Here is a 15,787-nt window from a genome sequence, read left to right on the forward strand (position 1 = left end):
CCACCTCCGGCTCTGGGTACTCGTTCGACGGCCCGGCTGGGCCACTTGCGCGCCGACCGAGCCGCACCAGATCCTAGTCAACGGGATCCCCCTGACGAACGGCACTTTCGTCGGTTAGGTACCGACGAGGGTGCCGTTCGTCAGGGACCGCGGTCAGCGGAGGGCGACGACGCACTCGTCGACCACGCGGCGCACGAACGACCGCGGGTCCTCGTGCGCCGCGGGGCGTTCCGGCACCACCACGTGCACGGTGCCGTCCTCGAGCAGGTCGAAGGCGCTCACCCGCTGCTGCTGCGCCATGAGCGGCGCGTGGGCGGTGTCGTGGTGCACGATCTCGCTCGCGCCCTCCGGGGGCAGCGGGGCGAGCCATGCGTGCTCGGCGGCGATCACGCGGTCGGCGGGGAGCAGAGCGAGCGCCGCGCCGCCGCTGCCCTGCCCGAGCAGCACCGACACGGTGGGCACGGTCAGGCTGGACATGTCGGCCAGGCACCGGGCGATCTCCCCGGCGAGCGCGCCCTCCTCCGACTGCGGCGACAGGTCCGCGCCCGGCGTGTCGATCACCGCGACGACCGGGAGGCGCAGTTCCTCGGCGAGCCGCATGCCCCGGCGCGCCTCGCGCAGCGCGGTCGGCCCCAGCGGCCGCTCCGGGGTCTGGCGGCGGCGGTCCTGCCCGATCAGGACGCACGGCGTGCCGCCGAAGGAGGTGAGGGCGAGCAGCAGCGCGGCGTCACGCTGGCCGTCGCCGGTGCCGCTGAGCGGGATGACGTCGTCGGCGCCGAACCGCAGCAGCTCCCGCACACCGGGCCGGTCGGGACGCCGCGTCAGGAGCACCGACTCCCACGTCGACGTCGTGCGCGGCGGTGGCGCGGAGGGTTCGGCCGCCGCTGGGGCCGGCACCCCCTCGCCGGGGCGGAGCAGCCGCAGCACGCGCCCGGCCACCGCGGCCAGCTCGTGCGGCGCGACGACGGCGTCGATCACGCCCTTCCGCACCAGGTTCTCGGCGACCTGGACGCCGCTCGGGAACGGCGTGCCGGTGATCGCCTCGATGACCCGGGGGCCGAGGAAGCCGATGAGCGCCCCGGGCTCGGCGACCGTGACGTGTCCGAGCGACCCCCAGGACGCGAAGACCCCGCCCGTCGTCGGGTTGCGGAGGTAGACGAGGTAGGGAAGGCCCGCCGCCTTGTGCGCCACCAGGGCCCGGGAGATCGGGATCATCTCGACGAACGCGGGCGTGCCCTCCTGCATCCGGGTGCCGCCGGAGGCGGTGGTGACGAGCAGCGGGAGGCGTTCCCGCGTGGCCCGCCGCACCGACGCGACGATGCGCCGGGACGTGGCGCGCCCGATCGTCCCGCCGAGGAAGCCGAACTCCCCGAGGATCACCGCGACCGGGATCCCGTCGATCACACCCGCACCGGTGACGACGGCTTCGTCGGTGCCGGAGCGTTCGCGCGCCGCCGCGAGCTGGGCCGCGTACTCGGGGTCGGCACCCGTGTGGTCGATCGGGGTGTCCCAGCCGACGAAGGTGTCGCCCAGGGTGAGTCGGATGAGCTCGCGGGCGGTCGCCATCAGGTCTCCTCCTCCGACCACGCCGGTGGGTTCCTCTGGTCCGGGCCGTCGGCCCGCGGTGCGCCGCTGGCGACGACCAGGCATGGCTCAGTGGACTAGCCAATAGCGGCCCACGCCGTTCGTCAAGGGGTCGGGGTACGGGTCGCAGCTTCGGCTCACGCGTCGCGCAGGAGAGCCACGTCGGACACCGCCGCGATGTGCTCCCCCATCGCGGCGGCGGCAGCGACCGCGTCACCGTCCCGGATCGCCGCCGCCACCTCGCGGTGCGCGTCGAGCGACTCGCGCGGGCGGCCGGGCTGGGACAGCGACTCGACCCGGCTCTCCCTGATCAGCTCCGCGATCTCGGCCATCAGCCGGGCGAGCAGACCCGAGTGCCCGGCGGCCGTGACGGCCGCGTGGAAGCGCTCGTCACCGGCCGCACCGCGCCCGCCACCCGCGATGTCGCGGGCCATCTCGTCGAGCGCGGCGTCGATGGCGGCGAGGTCGTCCTCGGTACGCCGCTCGGCCGCGAGACCGGCGAGCTTGACCTCCAGCGCCTCACGGGCCTCGATCACGTCCCGCAGGCGGTCGCGCCGCGCGCGCAGGGCGGCCAGCACCTGCCGCTCGGGCGGGACGTCGCGGATCACGGCGCCGTCACCGTGGCGGACGTCGACCACACCCTGCACCTCGAGCGCGACGAGCGCCTGGCTGATCGACGCACGGCTGACGGCGAGCTGCGCGGCGAGCTCACGCTCCGCCGGCAGGCGGTCGCCTGCCTTCAACCCCTCGGCCTGGATGTGGTCGAGCAACCGCTCGACGAGCTGCTCGTACAGCCGGGGCCGGACGAACGGGCGCAGCGCACCTCCCCGGGGACGATGGGGTGCACTCATGATCCGGTCCTCTCCGCGCTGGTCAGGACGGTACGAGTGTCTCACTGGACAGGCCTCTGGCCGCCGACACCGGGCCACCAGCGCGAGCAGGGGCCCGCCCTTGATCGCGAAGTCGGCGCGAACACGGGTGGAATCCGCCCGGGAACGCGCCGAACCGGCGATCATCGAGGAATCACGGGCCGCCGGGTGCCACTCCACCGGCTGTGGTGCCGTTCCGAACCCCTTCGGCCCGCCCTTGATCAGCGAACCAGGGACTTCAGCCGCACCCCTGCAGTACATGTCCCGTTTCCGCCGACCAAGAGCGCCTGGAGGGCCCCGAAGCCGTCCGATGATCACTAGGACGGGGTGCAACGGGACCACAGCCAGGTGCCCACCCACCCGGCAGGGACGGACTCGTCCGAACAGGCCTGGGCCATGTCGGGGACGGCCGCCCGGCCGGCCACAATATTCGGTAGTTGCACCAACCCGGCCATCCCGCCGACGGGCGGGGTCGAGCCGAACCGGCCGACTGCGCCGAAGACCCGGGCCGAGGCGGACGGCAGTGGCATCGAGCCGGGAACGGCCCGCCCACAGAAGTCGCGGAGACAACGAATATCCCGGCACGCAGCCACCCAATCAACAGCCGCAGCATTCACTATCGCAAACACAAACCACCCGAACGCCACCTGCGTTCGAAAACATGTTCGACTAAACTCAGGGGCATGTCCGCAGTCGCCGCCGCACACCAGCACCTCCAACAGGCGCTGGACGAATTGCGGCAGGCCGCGGAATCCGGCCTGACCTCCGATCCCGAGTTGTTGTCGGTGCTGACGGTCAGCGAAGGACTGTCACGACAGCTGGAGCACCTCACCGTCGCCACCACCGCCGCCCTGCAACGGCGCGGGACCTTCACCGAACGCGGGTATCGGGACACCACCGGCGCGTTGACCGACCTACTGGGCTGTGACCGGTTCGAGGCGCACCGCCGGGTCGTCGCCGCGGAGCAGGCGTGCGAGCAGATCGGGCTGGACGGCACCATCGTCGCGGCCCGGTTGCCGGCCACCGCGAAGGCGTTCGCCGCCGGGCAGGCCGGTCTGCGTCACGTCGAGGTCATCGCCGGCCTGCTGAACACCCCGGCGGCGGGGCGGCTCACCGACAGCCAACGCGGCGGGCTGGAAGAACAACTCGCCGCCCTGGCCGGCGAGTACCGGCCCACGCAACTGCGCAACCTCGGCGCCCAGCTGATCGAAGCCCTCGACGACGACGGCCCCGAACCCGACGACACCCCACCCGCCCCGGTCAACACACTGCACCTGCGCCGTCACCGCGGCGGATCCGGCGGGAAGATCACCGCCCAGATCGACGACGCCGCCATGTTCGACGCCATCGCCACCGTCATCGACGCGAACTCGAAGCCGCTCGGCAAGGATGACCAGCGCCCCACCGCACAACGCCAGGCCGAAGCACTCGCCGATGCCTGCGGGTATGTCCTCGCCCACGGCGAGGCCGACACCCTGCCTGAGACCGGCGGGCGCCGCCCGCAGTTGAACGTGATCATCCGGCTGGAGGACCTGGAGCAGCGGGCGCGGTCGGCGATGCTGGACTTCGGCGGCACCCTCACCCCCGAGTCACTGCGGATGCTGGCCTGCGACGCCGCCGTCGTCCCGATCGTCATGAACGGCGCCGGACAGCCCTTGGACGTCGGCCGTTCGACCCGCGTCATCCCCGACGGGCTACGCCGGGCGGTCACCGCCCGGGACCGGGGATGCGCCCACCCGGGGTGTGATCGTCCGCCTGCTTGGTGCGAAATCCACCACATCCTCGAATGGGAACACGACGGCCACACCGTGCTGTGCAACCTGGTGATGTTGTGCAAGGCGCACCACCGCCTGATCCACCATTCCGGATGGACCGTCCGGATGCGGGACGGGCGACCGGAGTTCATACCCCCGAAATGGATCGATCCGCAGCAGAGGCCGCGGCGGAATCACTGAAACGGCTTTCCCACGCGCCGACTGACTCGAGCACGTCATCGGGCCACCCCACCGGCGCGGCGGCGGTCGGTGCCGGACCTCGGTCGTCCCACCAGGTGCCTGGCCGAGGACGTGCGTCCCGCCCGGCGCCGCCGTGCCCCGGCAGCGCCGGCCGCCCTCACCGTCGTCCCCGACGGGCGGCGGCTCACCGGGGTGATCGGAGCGTCGCGACCCGTTCCCGGTGCTCACGGCGCCTGTCACGACCGGGTGCATCAGAGCCGTTGATCACAACCAGGGGATTGACCTGGAGTGTGTGCCGGGTCACCCTGGGTGCCCCACGGTGTCGAGGAGAGGAACGGTCAGGGTGTTTCGAGCCGAGGTCAGCTGCCACCCGGGCGACGGGTACGTCGCCGTCCGGGTTGCCGGTGACGTCGACACGGGCACCCGCGCCCAGCTGGCCGACGCCCTCGACCGCGCGGTGGGCGCCGGGGCGCACACGGTGGTGGTCGACCTCAGCGGCGTCCGGTTCTTCGCCGCGGCGGGTGTCCACTGCGTGGAGCTCGCCGTCGGGACCATCGAGGCTCGCGGCGGCGCGGCCCACCTGGTGTGCCCCCGCCCTGGAGCGGCGTGGCGGGTGGTGTCGCTGCTCGGGCTGCACCAGCAGTGGCGGGTGCACCAGGACGTGGCCGGCGCCGTCTCCGGCGCCGCGGCGGAACGCCTCCCCGACCGGCTCATCCCCCGGCCCCGGGCCGCGCTGCAACAGCCGCGCACCGGCTGACGCCCACGCGACTCCGCCCCTTCCCCGCACCGCAGCGCCCCGCGACGATGTCCGCGGCGTCGGCGCACACGGCCACGCCGCCCGCGGGCTACCGCGGCGAGCCGGACACGACGATGGCGACGGAGGGCCCATGAAGGTCGATGCGATGCTGCGGGGCACCGGGCTGGCGGAGATCGCCGGCGAGGCACGCGAACGTGAGGCCGCGGGCGTCGACGGGCTGTGGAGCTTCGAGGGCCCGCACGACCCGTTCCTGCCGCTGATGCCCGTGGCCGAGCACACCTCGCGGGTGGCCATGGGCACCGCAATCGCGGTCGCCTTCGCCCGCAACCCGATGAGCACCGCCTACGTCGCGCACGACCTGCAGGTGCACTCGGAAGGGCGCTTCCTGCTCGGGCTGGGCAGCCAGGTCAAGCCGCACGTCGAGCGCCGTTTCGCGATGCCGTGGAGCCACCCGGCGCGACGCATGCGCGAGTACGTCCAGGCCCTGCGCGCGATCTGGTCGGCCTGGAACGACGGCGAGCGGCTGGCGTTCCGCGGCGAGTTCTACTCCCACACCCTGATGACGCCGTTCTTCACGCCCGCACCCAGCGCCTACGGGCCGCCCGCCGTGTACCTCGCCGCCGTCGGCGACCAGATGACGCGCGTGGCGGGCGAGGTCTGCGACGGGCTGCTGCCGCACGCCTTCACCACCGAGCGCTACCTGCGCGAGCACACGCTGCCGGTGCTGGAAGGGGGGATCGCCGCGAGCGGGCGTTCCCGCGCGGACTTCTCGATCGCGCTGTCCGGCTTCGTCGTTTCCGGCACGAGCGAGGAGGAGATGGCCGCCGCGGCACGGGGTGTGCGCGAGCAGATCGCCTTCTACGGCAGCACCCCGGCCTACCGCCCGGTCCTGGAGCTGCACGGGTGGGGTGAGCTCGGCGTCGAGCTCAACCGGCTCTCCCGCGGCACCGACCCCGACCGGTGGCGGCGGATGGGCGAGCTCGTCGACGACGAGGTGCTGGCCACCTTCGCCGTGGTGGCGGAACCGGACCGGCTCGGCGACGCCCTGCTCGCCCGGTTCGGCGGGATCGCCGACCGCTTCACCTTCTACGCCCCCTACCCGCACGAGGACGCCCTGTTCGCGCCGGCGGCGGAGGTGCTGCGGCGGGGGTGAGGCGTCCGCCGGTTGGGATCACCCGACAGGGGGAACAGGTCCTCATCGGACCTGCGGAAGGACTCCCATGCTCGCTGTCGTCGCTGCCGTCCTGTTCGGTCTCGCCCTCCTCTTCGAGCTCGCCGGGATCTCCGTCCAGGTGATCACGAGCTCGCTGCTCGTCACCGCCGGACTGCTGTGCCTCGCGCTGTACTTCGCCGGCGTCGGGTCGCGGCAGGTGACCTACCGGCGGCGCACCCGCCGCTGAGCCGAATCCCGTTGTCGGCCGGCGCCGGCTGACGCGATCCTGGCCCGATGAGGGCTCGGGGCGAACCGCTCGGATCGGCGTTCGGCCGGTTGTGGGCGGCTGCCGCCGTCTCCAACGTGGGGGACGGGGTGGCGCTCGCGGCGGGCCCGCTGCTGCTCGCGTCGCTGACGTCGGACCCGGCGCTCGTGGCCGGCGCGATGTTCGTGCAGCAGCTGCCCTGGCTGCTGTTCGCCCTGCCGGCCGGCGTGTACGTCGACCGGCTGGACCGGCGGCGCGTCATCGTGCTCGTCAACCTCGTGCGCGCGGCGGTGATCGGCGGGCTCGCCGTGGCCGTCGCGACCGGCAGCGCGACGGTCGCGCTCGTCTACGGCGCGCTGTTCGTCGTCGGCGCGATGGAGACGCTCGCGGACAACGCGAGCACGGCGCTGTTGCCCGCCGTCGTCCCCGCGGCGCAGCTGCCGAGGGCGAACGCGCGCCTGATGGGTGTGCAGCTCGTGGGCAACCACCTGGTCGCGCCGCCGCTGGGCGCCGCCCTGTTCGTCCTCGCGGCGGCGTGGCCGTTCGGGCTCAACGCGGTCACCTTCCTCGTCGCGGCACTGCTCCTGGCCACGCTGCGGGGGCGGTTCCGGCCGGTGAGCGACCAGCCGCACCGCCCGGTGCGCCAGGACATCGCCACCGGCATGCGCGCGCTGCTCGGCCACCCGGTGCTGCGCATGCTCGCGGTGTGCCTGTGCCTGATGAACGTCACGCTCGTCGGGGCGTTCGCGATCCTCGTGCTCTACGCCCGTGAGCGGCTCGGCCTCGACGAGATCGGGTTCGGGCTGCTGCTCGCCGCGAGCGCCGTCGGCGGCATCGCCGGCACCCTCGCCGCGGCACGTCTGCAGGAGCGGTTCGGCACCGCCCTGCTGCTGCGCGCCGGCCTGGTGATCGAGACCTGCACCCACCTGTCGCTCGCACTCGCCCGGGTGCCGTGGGTCGCGGTCGCGACCATGGTCGTGTTCGGTGCGCACGCCAGCCTCTGGGGCATCCTCTCGGTGTCCTGGCGCCAGCGCGTGGTGCCCGACGCGCTGCGCGGGCGCGTCAACAGCGGGTACTTCCTGTTCTCCGTGGGTGGGGCCGCGCTGGGCGCGCTCGGCGGCGGCCTCGTGGCGCGCGGCATGGGGATCACGGCGCCGTTCTGGATCGCGTTCGCCGGCATGGTCGTGCTGACCGCGCTGGCGTGGCGGCGCTTCACGCCGGCACTGCTCGACGTGGCCGACCCGCTCCCGATCGGCCCTACCCCCGCCGGCTGAACCGGGGCTCGTAGCCCAGCACGCGGCGGGCCTTGTCGATCGACAGCATCGTCTCGTGCTCGCCGAGCTCCCGGGTGACCGGCACGCCCGGGTAGACCTCGGCGGCCAGATCCACGCTGGGCCGCGACATCACGCTGTCGGCGTTGGCGATCACGAACACGTCCGTGGTGAGCCCCGGCGCGAGCGCGACCACCCGGTAGCCGTGTTCCTGCAGGTGGCGCACCACGTGGCGCCCGAGCTTCCCGCTGCTGCCGGTCACGGCGACGGTCGTCCTCCCCGTTGCTTCTCACCCGGGAGGGGCGGGTCGGCGCACCCGCCGGGTGTGATGCGCGTTATCCTCATGTCATGCGCAACGCCCTCGCCCTCGCCGCGGCCGTAGTGCCGCGCGTCGGCTGAACCAGGCCGCCGGCGCGCCGCGCTCCCCCACGCACCCGAGGCCTGGCTCGGCCCCCACCCTCCGTGGAACTGGAGCCGAACGATGAGCGTTCTCGACCACCAATCCCCCCGCGCCACCTGGGCCCCGCGCCTGCAGCGCCGCCACGAGATCGTCACCACCGGTGGCATGCAGGGCGTCCTCGACATCGCCTCGGCCCTGCGCGCCGGCGGCTTCCCCGTGCGGGAGTTCACCGTCGAGGTCCGTGACGGGGTCCCGTACAGCTCGGTGACCTGCACGGTCTCCCTCACCGCCGCGGAGTGCGCCGGCTTCGCCGACCGCCTCGGCGCGGTCCCGGCGGTCGTCTCCGTCGAACCCTGCTGACGGCCCGACCCGCGCGCACGCGGAGCTCGACGGACCCGCCCGGGGCCTGTCCATCCGTTGACATCACGTCGGCAGAGCCATACGGTTCTCGTATTGTCTGAGTTCTGTATTATCTGACCATCGTATGGAGAGCGCCCATGCACCTCACGATCGTCGGGGCAACCGGCGGCATCGGTTGCCACGTCGTCGACCAGGCGCTCGCTGCCGGGCACGCGGTCACCGCTGCCGTGCGCAACCCGCAGAACGTCGACCGCGATGTTTCCGCTGTCGCGGTGGACCTCGCACGCCCCGACCCCGCGGCTCTGCGGTCCGCTGTGGAGGGGGCCGACGCGGTCCTGTCCTGCCTGGGACCGCGGGGCAGGCACGAGTACGGAGTCGTCTCCACGGGCACCGAGGCGATCCTCGCGGCGATGCAGGACACCGGCTGCCGCCGCATCATCGCGATCAGCGGCGCCGGGGTGTCGACCGCCGCCACACCGGCCCGGCCCCACCCGCCCAAGCGCGAACCCGGAGCCGGTCTCTACAACCAGTACTTCGCCACACCGCTGGCGCGACTCGCCGTCGGCTCACACTTCGTCGACGTCGCGAAGATGGAGGACCTCCTCCGTGCCAGCGGCTTCGCCTGGACCGCGCTGCGCACGCCGTACTTGACGAACTCGGCCCTGACCGGTCGGTACCGCACCGCCGTCGAACGCAACGTCCGACGCGGCGTACGCCTCTCCCGCGCCGACGCCGCGCATCTCATGCTCCGAGCACTCGGGGAACGGTCGACGTTCGGCCGTGCGATCGCCGCCGCCTACTGAGCTCCGACAGGAGCCCATCATGGTCGGCCACTCACGACCGCAACCACTCACGGGCCGGTGCACGCGCGGTGCGCGGCGTCGAGCATCTCGCTCAGCTCCGCGACCTTCACCCGCTCGGCGCCGCGCAGCCCGCCGCGCCGCACCTCCTCGGCGTCCAGGCGCAGCCACGCCGACCAGTCCACCGGCCGCACCCCGTGGGCGGTCAGCGCGGCCCGCAGCGCGGCCGGCTCGGGGTGCGCCGGGGCGGGTAGGCCGGGCAGGTCCTCCAGGAGCGCGGCGACGGTCTCCACCGCGTCCGCCTTGTTGGTGCCGATCACGCCGGTCGGCCCGCGCTTGATCCAGCCCGTGACGTAGGCCCCGGGCACCGGCACGCCGTCCCGCACCACGCGGCCCCCCTCGTTCGGGACCGTGCCGGTGGCGGCGTCGAACGGCAGGCCGGGGATCGGCTCGGCGTCGTAGCCGATCGCCCGCACGACCAGCCCGACGTCGATCGTCTCCTGCTCACCGGTGCCGGTCACGCGGCCGTCGACGATCTCGTTGCGCTCGACGACCACGCCGCTCACCCGGCCCCCCGTGCCGAGGATCCGCACCGGGGAGCGCAGGAAGCGCAGGTGGATCCGCCGGCTCCGGCCGGTCGGCGCCGTCGCCGACCACTCCGCCAGCAGGTCGAGCATCTGCCGGTGGCGCCGGTCCTCCGGCTCCTCGACGCCCGCCGCGAGCAGGCCGTCGTCGTGCACGAGGACGTCGGCGTCGGCCAGCTCGCCGATCTGGCGCAGCTCGGCCGGCGTGAACCGCACGTGCTGCGGGCCGCGCCGGACCAGCACGTGGATGTCGCGGACCGCGCTCGTGCGCAGGACGTCGAGCACCGGATCGGGCACGTCCGTGGCCGCCATCTCGTCGGCGGACTTGGCGAGCACGCGCGCGACGTCCAGCGCGACGTTGCCGGCGCCGACCACGGCGACGCCCGGGTGGTCGAGCAGCGGCCGCAGCCCGGTCCGGTCGGGGTGGCCGCAGTACCAGCTGACGAACGCGCCCGAGCCCAGCGAACCGGTCAGGTCCTCGCCGGGGACGCCCAGCGCGCGGTCCACCGAGCTGCCGGTGGCGTGCACGACCGCGTGGACGTGCTCGCGCAGCACCTCGAGCGGGATGCCGCCGTCGCCGACGTGGACGCCGCCGAGGAACTCGACGGCGGGGAGCTCGCCGCGCCCCCGTTCGAACGGTTGCTGCAGGACGCGGATGACCGACTTCATCTTCACGTGGTCGGGGGCCACGCCGTAGCGCACGAGGCCGTACGGGGCGGGCAGCCGGTCGAGCACCTCGACGCTCACCGGCTCCCCGGAGGTCAGCAGCGCGGCGGCGGCGTACAGCCCGGAGGGGCCCGCTCCGATCACCGCGACCCGGGCAGGTCGCTGCTGCATGTGTCATCTCCTGTGGTGGGGGAGGTCAGTCCGGGAAGGGACGGGCGGCAGGCGCCGCCCGGGGGTGCAGGTCACCCCCTCCCGCCTGCGGGCCGACCGTGCGCAGCGGTCGGCGGTGGGCGCCGGTGGTGCGGCGCGGGGAGACGGGGACGCCGAGGCGCCCGGCAGCGGGCGGCGGGCGGGCGCGGCGCATCCGCCGCCGTCGGTGCCCGTGCCCTCGGTCACCCCACCGACCCTAGTGGCCCCCGGCGGAAGTCCGTCGGTGAAGCGGCGCGGGCGCGTCAGCTCCCGGCCAGCGCCGTGCGCGTGGCGAAGGTGCGCCGGAAGTCGGCCGGGGCCACCCCGACGACCTTGCGGAAGTGGTGGCGCAGCAGCGCGCCGCTGCCGAAGCCGCAGCGCTGGGCCACCTCGTCGATGCCGAGATCGGTGTCCTCCAGCAACCGCTGGGCGCGCAGCACCCGCTGCAGGGTGAGCCAACGGTGCGGGGTGGTGCCGGTCTCGGCGACGAAGCGGCGGGCGAAGCTGCGGTCGGACATCCGCGCGCGTCGCGCCAGGTCGGAGACCGAGTGCTCGATCTCCAGGTTCTCCACGACCCAGTCCAGCACCGGGGCGAGCCCGTCGGCGCGGCAGTGCGGTACCGGCTGCTCCACGAACTGCCGCTGCCCGCCGTCGCGCTGCGGGGGCACCACCATGCGGCGTGCGATCACGTTGACCGCCGCGCTGCCCAGCTCCCGGCGCACGACGTGCAGGCACGCGTCGATGCCCGCGGCCGTGCCGGCGCTGGTGACGAGGTCGCCGTCGTCGACGAACAGCACGTCCGGATCGATGCGGGCCCGTGGGAACCGCTGCCGCAGATCGTCCACGTTCATCCAGTGCGCGGTGCACGGCCGGTCGTCGAGCAGCCCCGCCGCGCCGAGCACGAACGCGCCCGAGCACACGCCGAGCATCGTGCTCCCCGACGCGGCGGCCTCCCGCACGGCGTCGACCACGTCGTCGGGGAACTCGCGGAGTCGGGTGGCCGACACCGCGACCAGGTCGGCGCCGCGCAGCCCCTCGAGCCCGTACTCCGGCACCACCTCGCACCCGACGGTGCTCGGTATCGGCACCCCGGCCTCGGGCCCGCACACGCGCAGCTCGAACGGGGGCAGCCCCTCGGCGGTGCGGTCGATGCCGAAGACCTCGCAGATCGTGCCGAACTCGAACGGCGAGACCTGCGGGAGGACGAGCACGGCGATGGAACGGAGCATGACCCGAGTATGGCAGGATTTTTACAGCAGTGGTCAGTTCCGCCACTGGTGGCAGTAAGTTGGCGGGCGAAGACTTCGTGCCATGACTTCAGCGATCGTCCTCCTGCTCGTCGTCGCCGCGCTCGTGACCCTGTCGATCGTGCGCCCGGCCCGCCTGCCCGACCTCGACCTCCCCACCGTGGAGAAGGACCGCGACCGGGCGCGACAACTCGCCGAGCTGCGCGCCCTGCCCGACTCGCGCGCGGAACTCCCTCCGATCTGAACCCGCCGCTCAGGCGTGGAACGCCGCCAACCGCTCCGCCTCCTCGGCCAGTTCCCGGCCTGCGGAGGCGGGCAGCGGGTGGAACGGTTCGCAGCGCACCGCCCCGTCGACGAGGCGCCAGGTGCCGGCCACCTGCCCGTCGACGAGGAACGTGGGCACCGACTGCGGGATGTTCCGGGCGAAGACGCGCGGGCGGTGCTCCTCGGGGAGGATCTGCGCCCGCCGCACGTGCACCAGCAGGTTGGCGTCCCACTGACCGAGGAACCGCACCGGCGCGGGCGTGTCGGCGGCCGGGAGCGGCGCGTCCGGCACGTCGACCAGCTCGGCGCCCGACTCGCCCCGGAAGCGGCGCAGCTCCATGCGGGCGAGGACGGCGCGCGCCGCCGTGACGCTCCAGCCGCAGAACGAGGCGAGGTCGCCCGCCGCGGCCGGACCGAAGGCCCGCAGGTAGCGGCCTGCGAGCAGCTCCGCGGCCACCTCGGGGTCGACCGCCTCGTGCGGCACCGTCCGTTCGGCGAGCCCGTACACGTGGGCGCGCGGAGTGCCCCACGTTCCTGCGGGCGGCACGCGCACGAGATCGAGCCACAGCTGCACGCCGGGCCAGACCTCGCGGGGGAAGCCGTCGGCGACGAGCCGCTTCTGGATCTCGGCCTGCTTGAGCGGGCCGTCGACGAGGTGGCCCCGCACCGCCGCCGCGACCGCCGTCATGTCGCACTGCGCCGGCAGCGGGCTCACCCGCCGCCACCACTCCCGGCGCGCCTCCCGCACCGCCTCCGTGAACGGCCAGTAGTCACCCGCCGCGACCATGTGGATGGTGCAGCGCATCATCCAGGCCTGCACGATGCGCCCGTCGAGCAGCGCCTCGGTGAGCACGTCGCGCCGGAACCCGGCAAGGCGCGACCACAGGCCGACGTACCCCGAGGGGGCGTACTGCGTCTGCAGCCCCGCCACCTGCTCGACGACCCGCTCCGGCCCGGCCGTGGAGCGCTCCAGGAGCAGCTGCCTCGCCAGCAAGGCGCGGTTGAGCTCCCGGGTGGACAGCACGCGCTCGACCATGCGGCGAAGTCTGCCGCCCACCCCCGACACCGCGAGTCCCCCACCCCGACACGGCGAGTCCCCCATCTCGACACGGCGAGTCCCCCATCTCGACACGGCGAGTCCCGCATATCGACATTCCCTCACCCCCGCGCGAGGGGCCCCGAGGCCTCCGGCCCGGACGGGAGACTCGCGCTGTCCGGACGGAGACTCGCCCGGCCCGAACGGGAGACTCGCGCTGTCCCGACGGGAGACTCGCGCTGTCCGGACGGGAGACTCGCGCTGTTCGGACGGGAGACTCGCGCTGTCCCAACGGGAGACTCGCGGTGGCGGCGGGGGGCTCGCGGTGGGTGGGCGGGAGGCTCGCGGGGTCAGGCGCCTGCGGCGAGGTCTGCGGTGATGGCGGCGGCGCAGGCCCGCAGGGCCGGGAGGACGTCGCGGACGACGTCGCGCGAGCCCGCCCTGGTGCTGACGTTCGCGGCGGCGACGACCTCACCGTTCCGGTCGCGGACGGGCACCGAGATCGAGCGGAGCCCGAGCTCCAGCTCCTGGTCGACGACGCAGTAGCCGGCCTCCCGGACGGCGTCCAGCTCGCGCCCGAGGGCGTCCGGGTCGGTGATCGTGCGTTCGGTCAACGGCCGGGCCGGGGCGGTGGACAGGAGCCGTGCTCGCTCGTCGGGCGGGAGGGCGGCCAGCAGCACCCGGCCCATCGACGTCGCGAAGGCGGGTAGCCGCGTGCCGATCGTGATCGCCACGGTCATGATCCGGGACGTCGGGACGCGCGCGACGTACACGACGTCGGCACCGTCGAGCACCGACACCGAGGCGGACTCCTGCACCTCCCGCACCAGCGCCTCCAGGTGCGGTGCGGCGACCTCGGGGAGCGAGAGGCTGGACAGGTAGGCGTAGCCGAGCTCGAGCACGCGGGGCGTCAGCGCGAACAGCTTCCCGTCGGTGCGGACGTAGCCGAGCTCGGCGAGGGTCAGCAGGAAGCGGCGGGCGGCGGCCCGGGTCAGGCCGGTGCGCCGGGCGACGTCGCTGAGGCTCTGCTCCGGGTGCTCGGCGTCGAACGCCCTGATCACGGCGAGACCCCGGTCCAGCGACCGGACGTGCTCGCTGCGCGGTGCCGGTCCGTCCGCGCCGTCCCCGGCGCTCACCGCACCCGCTCGGCGAGCAGCCGGTCGACCAGTTCGCCCGCGTGGCCGGGCGCCGCGGCGCCCACCGGGGGCAGGGCGAGGTTCGCGGCCATCCGCTCGGGGTGGACCTGCAGTCCTTCCAGCGACGTGCGCAGCCGCGCCGCGGCGCCGCCTGCGGCGCGCAGCAGCTCGTCGAGGGTCTGCCACTCGGCGTGCCACGGCCCGGCGGCGCGCTGGTGCTCGTGGTCGGCCGCGGCGAGCAGCACGGCCGCGAGCCCGGGCGCCCGGCGCGCGGCCGCGCGGGCGGTGACCGCGGCGATCGGGTTGCGCTTGTGCGGCATCGACGACGAGTCGCCGGGCGCCGCCTCCGACACCTCCCCCAGCTCGGTGCCGGCGAGCAGCACCACGTCGGTGGCCGGCTTGGCGCAGGCTCCCGCGGCGACCGCGAGCGCGCCGGCCAGCTCCCCGATGCGCGTCCGCTCGGTGTGCCACGGGGCCGCGTCGGCGAGCCGCAACGCGCGGGCGAGCGACGCGGCAACGGCCGGCCCGTGCGGGTGCAGGGCCGCGAGCGTGCCGGCAGCCCCGCCGAGCTGCACCGGCAGCGCGCCCACCACCTCGGCCAGCCGGGCCCGAGCGCGGTCCACGCCGGTGCACCATCCGGCCGCGACGAGCCCGAACGTCGTGGGCAGCGCCTGCTGCCCGAGCGTGCGGGCGATCATCGGGGTGTCGCGGTGCTCCTGTGCGAGGGCCGCGGCGGCGTCGGCGGCGCCGCGCAGGTCGTCGAGCACGACCTCGCCCGCCCAGCCGACGAGCAGCACCGCGGCCGTGTCCATGACGTCCTGGCTGGTGGCACCGGGGTGGACGGACGCGCCCGCCTCCCCCGCCGCCGCCCGCAGCATCCGCACCAGCGGGATCACCGGGTTGCCGCCCTCGACGGCCGCCCGGCCCAGCGCGGCGGGGTCGACCCGCAACCCGGCGGCGACGGCCTCGATCCGCTCGGCGTCGGCGGTGGGCACGACACCGTGCTCGGCCGCCGCGCGCACCAGCGCCACCTCGACGGCGACGAGCGCCGCCACCCACGAGGCGTCGTCGAGGCGAGCAGCCACCCGGTCGGCCCCGAACACCGGGTCGAACAGCGCACTGACCATGACGCGGAACCGTACGTCGCGCGGGGACGCGGGCTCGCGCCCGGGCCGACCTCGTCCGAACGAGCGTGTTCGCATTGCGAACGCTTGTGCGAACAGCGAACCGCTCGATACAGTGCCGGGCGTG

Annotated in this window: 17 protein-coding genes; 8 read left to right on the forward strand and 9 right to left on the reverse strand. The window is 74.3% G+C overall.

The window, feature by feature from the left end:
* Positions 1-153: 153 nt before the first annotated feature.
* The gene (locus FB558_RS04420; protein ID WP_142048353.1) at positions 154-1,566 is read right to left on the reverse strand and encodes a carboxyl transferase domain-containing protein; all 1,413 of its coding nucleotides are present in this window, start codon (positions 1,564-1,566) and stop codon (positions 154-156) included.
* A gap of 155 nt (positions 1,567-1,721) precedes the next feature.
* Positions 1,722-2,435 carry a FadR/GntR family transcriptional regulator gene (locus FB558_RS04425; protein WP_142048355.1) on the reverse strand — a complete coding sequence of 238 codons (714 nt, stop codon included), beginning with the start codon at positions 2,433-2,435 and terminating at the stop codon, positions 1,722-1,724.
* Between the two features lie 455 nt (positions 2,436-2,890).
* Between FB558_RS04425 and FB558_RS04430 the strand changes: the two genes are divergently transcribed.
* The 5 genes from FB558_RS04430 to FB558_RS04450 all read left to right on the forward strand — a co-directional run bounded on the left by FB558_RS04430 (position 2,891) and on the right by FB558_RS04450 (position 7,857).
* Positions 2,891-4,408 (forward strand): HNH endonuclease signature motif containing protein, encoded by a 1,518-nt coding sequence (locus FB558_RS04430; protein WP_142048356.1) that lies wholly within the window; start codon positions 2,891-2,893, stop codon positions 4,406-4,408.
* Positions 4,409-4,751: 343 nt separating this feature from the next.
* Positions 4,752-5,165 (forward strand): STAS domain-containing protein, encoded by a 414-nt coding sequence (locus tag FB558_RS04435; RefSeq protein WP_170231183.1) that lies wholly within the window; start codon positions 4,752-4,754, stop codon positions 5,163-5,165.
* Between the two features lie 130 nt (positions 5,166-5,295).
* Entirely contained in the window at positions 5,296-6,318 is a 1,023-nt protein-coding gene (locus FB558_RS04440; protein ID WP_142048361.1) for a TIGR03617 family F420-dependent LLM class oxidoreductase, read from the forward strand.
* 67 nt (positions 6,319-6,385) lie between these two features.
* Positions 6,386-6,565, forward strand: coding sequence for a hypothetical protein (locus FB558_RS04445; protein ID WP_094924852.1), 180 nt, complete (start codon positions 6,386-6,388; stop codon positions 6,563-6,565).
* A 47-nt stretch (positions 6,566-6,612) separates the two neighbouring features.
* Positions 6,613-7,857, forward strand: coding sequence for an MFS transporter (locus FB558_RS04450; protein WP_142048363.1), 1,245 nt, complete (start codon positions 6,613-6,615; stop codon positions 7,855-7,857).
* On the opposite strand, the gene FB558_RS04455 is transcribed toward FB558_RS04450, so the two are convergent.
* Entirely contained in the window at positions 7,841-8,116 is a 276-nt protein-coding gene (locus FB558_RS04455) for an NAD-dependent epimerase/dehydratase family protein (protein WP_142048365.1), read from the reverse strand. The two genes, FB558_RS04450 and FB558_RS04455, sit on opposite strands and share 17 nt — an antisense overlap.
* A gap of 219 nt (positions 8,117-8,335) precedes the next feature.
* Here FB558_RS04455 and FB558_RS04460 point away from each other — a divergent pair, with 219 nt between their 5' ends.
* Positions 8,336-8,614, forward strand: a complete 279-nt coding sequence (locus tag FB558_RS04460) for a hypothetical protein (RefSeq protein ID WP_142048367.1) — start codon at positions 8,336-8,338, stop codon at positions 8,612-8,614.
* Between the two features lie 137 nt (positions 8,615-8,751).
* A complete protein-coding gene (locus tag FB558_RS04465) occupies positions 8,752-9,417 on the forward strand; it encodes an NAD(P)-dependent oxidoreductase (protein ID WP_142048369.1) in 666 nt (221 codons plus the stop codon).
* Between the two features lie 47 nt (positions 9,418-9,464).
* On the opposite strand, the gene FB558_RS04470 is transcribed toward FB558_RS04465, so the two are convergent.
* The 3 genes from FB558_RS04470 to FB558_RS04475 all read right to left on the reverse strand — a co-directional run bounded on the left by FB558_RS04470 (position 9,465) and on the right by FB558_RS04475 (position 12,082).
* Positions 9,465-10,835, reverse strand: a complete 1,371-nt coding sequence (locus tag FB558_RS04470; RefSeq protein WP_142048371.1) for a ferredoxin--NADP reductase domain-containing protein — start codon at positions 10,833-10,835, stop codon at positions 9,465-9,467.
* A 25-nt stretch (positions 10,836-10,860) separates the two neighbouring features.
* Entirely contained in the window at positions 10,861-11,028 is a 168-nt protein-coding gene (locus FB558_RS43080) for a hypothetical protein (protein ID WP_170231184.1), read from the reverse strand.
* A gap of 88 nt (positions 11,029-11,116) precedes the next feature.
* Entirely contained in the window at positions 11,117-12,082 is a 966-nt protein-coding gene (locus tag FB558_RS04475) for a GlxA family transcriptional regulator (RefSeq protein ID WP_142048373.1), read from the reverse strand.
* Positions 12,083-12,164: 82 nt separating this feature from the next.
* On the opposite strand from FB558_RS04475, the gene FB558_RS04480 reads away from it, so the two are divergent.
* Complete coding sequence (locus tag FB558_RS04480) at positions 12,165-12,344, forward strand: hypothetical protein (RefSeq protein ID WP_142048375.1); 180 nt, start codon at positions 12,165-12,167, stop codon at positions 12,342-12,344.
* A 9-nt stretch (positions 12,345-12,353) separates the two neighbouring features.
* On the opposite strand, the gene FB558_RS04485 is transcribed toward FB558_RS04480, so the two are convergent.
* The 3 genes from FB558_RS04485 to pcaB all read right to left on the reverse strand — a co-directional run bounded on the left by FB558_RS04485 (position 12,354) and on the right by pcaB (position 15,663).
* Complete coding sequence (locus FB558_RS04485) at positions 12,354-13,400, reverse strand: winged helix DNA-binding domain-containing protein (protein ID WP_246106247.1); 1,047 nt, start codon at positions 13,398-13,400, stop codon at positions 12,354-12,356.
* A 350-nt stretch (positions 13,401-13,750) separates the two neighbouring features.
* Positions 13,751-14,536, reverse strand: a complete 786-nt coding sequence (locus FB558_RS44315; protein ID WP_142048377.1) for an IclR family transcriptional regulator domain-containing protein — start codon at positions 14,534-14,536, stop codon at positions 13,751-13,753.
* The gene (gene pcaB / locus FB558_RS44320; RefSeq protein WP_142048379.1) at positions 14,533-15,663 is read right to left on the reverse strand and encodes a 3-carboxy-cis,cis-muconate cycloisomerase; all 1,131 of its coding nucleotides are present in this window, start codon (positions 15,661-15,663) and stop codon (positions 14,533-14,535) included. The genes FB558_RS44315 and pcaB overlap by 4 nt, the downstream gene beginning before the upstream one ends.
* Positions 15,664-15,787 lie beyond the last annotated feature (124 nt).

Origin of the sequence: Pseudonocardia kunmingensis, from assembly GCF_006716445.1 — a bacterium.
GTDB lineage: Bacteria > Actinomycetota > Actinomycetes > Mycobacteriales > Pseudonocardiaceae > Pseudonocardia > Pseudonocardia kunmingensis.

Coding starts and splice junctions, on each gene's coding strand:
- FB558_RS04470 (WP_142048371.1), bottom strand. CDS start 10,835: ATGCAGCAGCGACCTGCCCGGGTCGCGGTGATCGGAGCGGGCCCCTCC.
- FB558_RS04445 (WP_094924852.1), top strand. CDS start 6,386: ATGCTCGCTGTCGTCGCTGCCGTCCTGTTCGGTCTCGCCCTCCTCTTC.
- FB558_RS04485 (WP_246106247.1), bottom strand. CDS start 13,400: ATGGTCGAGCGCGTGCTGTCCACCCGGGAGCTCAACCGCGCCTTGCTG.
- FB558_RS04460 (WP_142048367.1), top strand. CDS start 8,336: ATGAGCGTTCTCGACCACCAATCCCCCCGCGCCACCTGGGCCCCGCGC.
- FB558_RS43080 (WP_170231184.1), bottom strand. CDS start 11,028: ATGCGCCGCGCCCGCCCGCCGCCCGCTGCCGGGCGCCTCGGCGTCCCC.
- pcaB (WP_142048379.1), bottom strand. CDS start 15,663: ATGGTCAGTGCGCTGTTCGACCCGGTGTTCGGGGCCGACCGGGTGGCT.
- FB558_RS04425 (WP_142048355.1), bottom strand. CDS start 2,435: ATGAGTGCACCCCATCGTCCCCGGGGAGGTGCGCTGCGCCCGTTCGTC.
- FB558_RS04440 (WP_142048361.1), top strand. CDS start 5,296: ATGAAGGTCGATGCGATGCTGCGGGGCACCGGGCTGGCGGAGATCGCC.
- FB558_RS04465 (WP_142048369.1), top strand. CDS start 8,752: ATGCACCTCACGATCGTCGGGGCAACCGGCGGCATCGGTTGCCACGTC.
- FB558_RS04420 (WP_142048353.1), bottom strand. CDS start 1,566: ATGGCGACCGCCCGCGAGCTCATCCGACTCACCCTGGGCGACACCTTC.
- FB558_RS04475 (WP_142048373.1), bottom strand. CDS start 12,082: ATGCTCCGTTCCATCGCCGTGCTCGTCCTCCCGCAGGTCTCGCCGTTC.
- FB558_RS04480 (WP_142048375.1), top strand. CDS start 12,165: ATGACTTCAGCGATCGTCCTCCTGCTCGTCGTCGCCGCGCTCGTGACC.
- FB558_RS04450 (WP_142048363.1), top strand. CDS start 6,613: ATGAGGGCTCGGGGCGAACCGCTCGGATCGGCGTTCGGCCGGTTGTGG.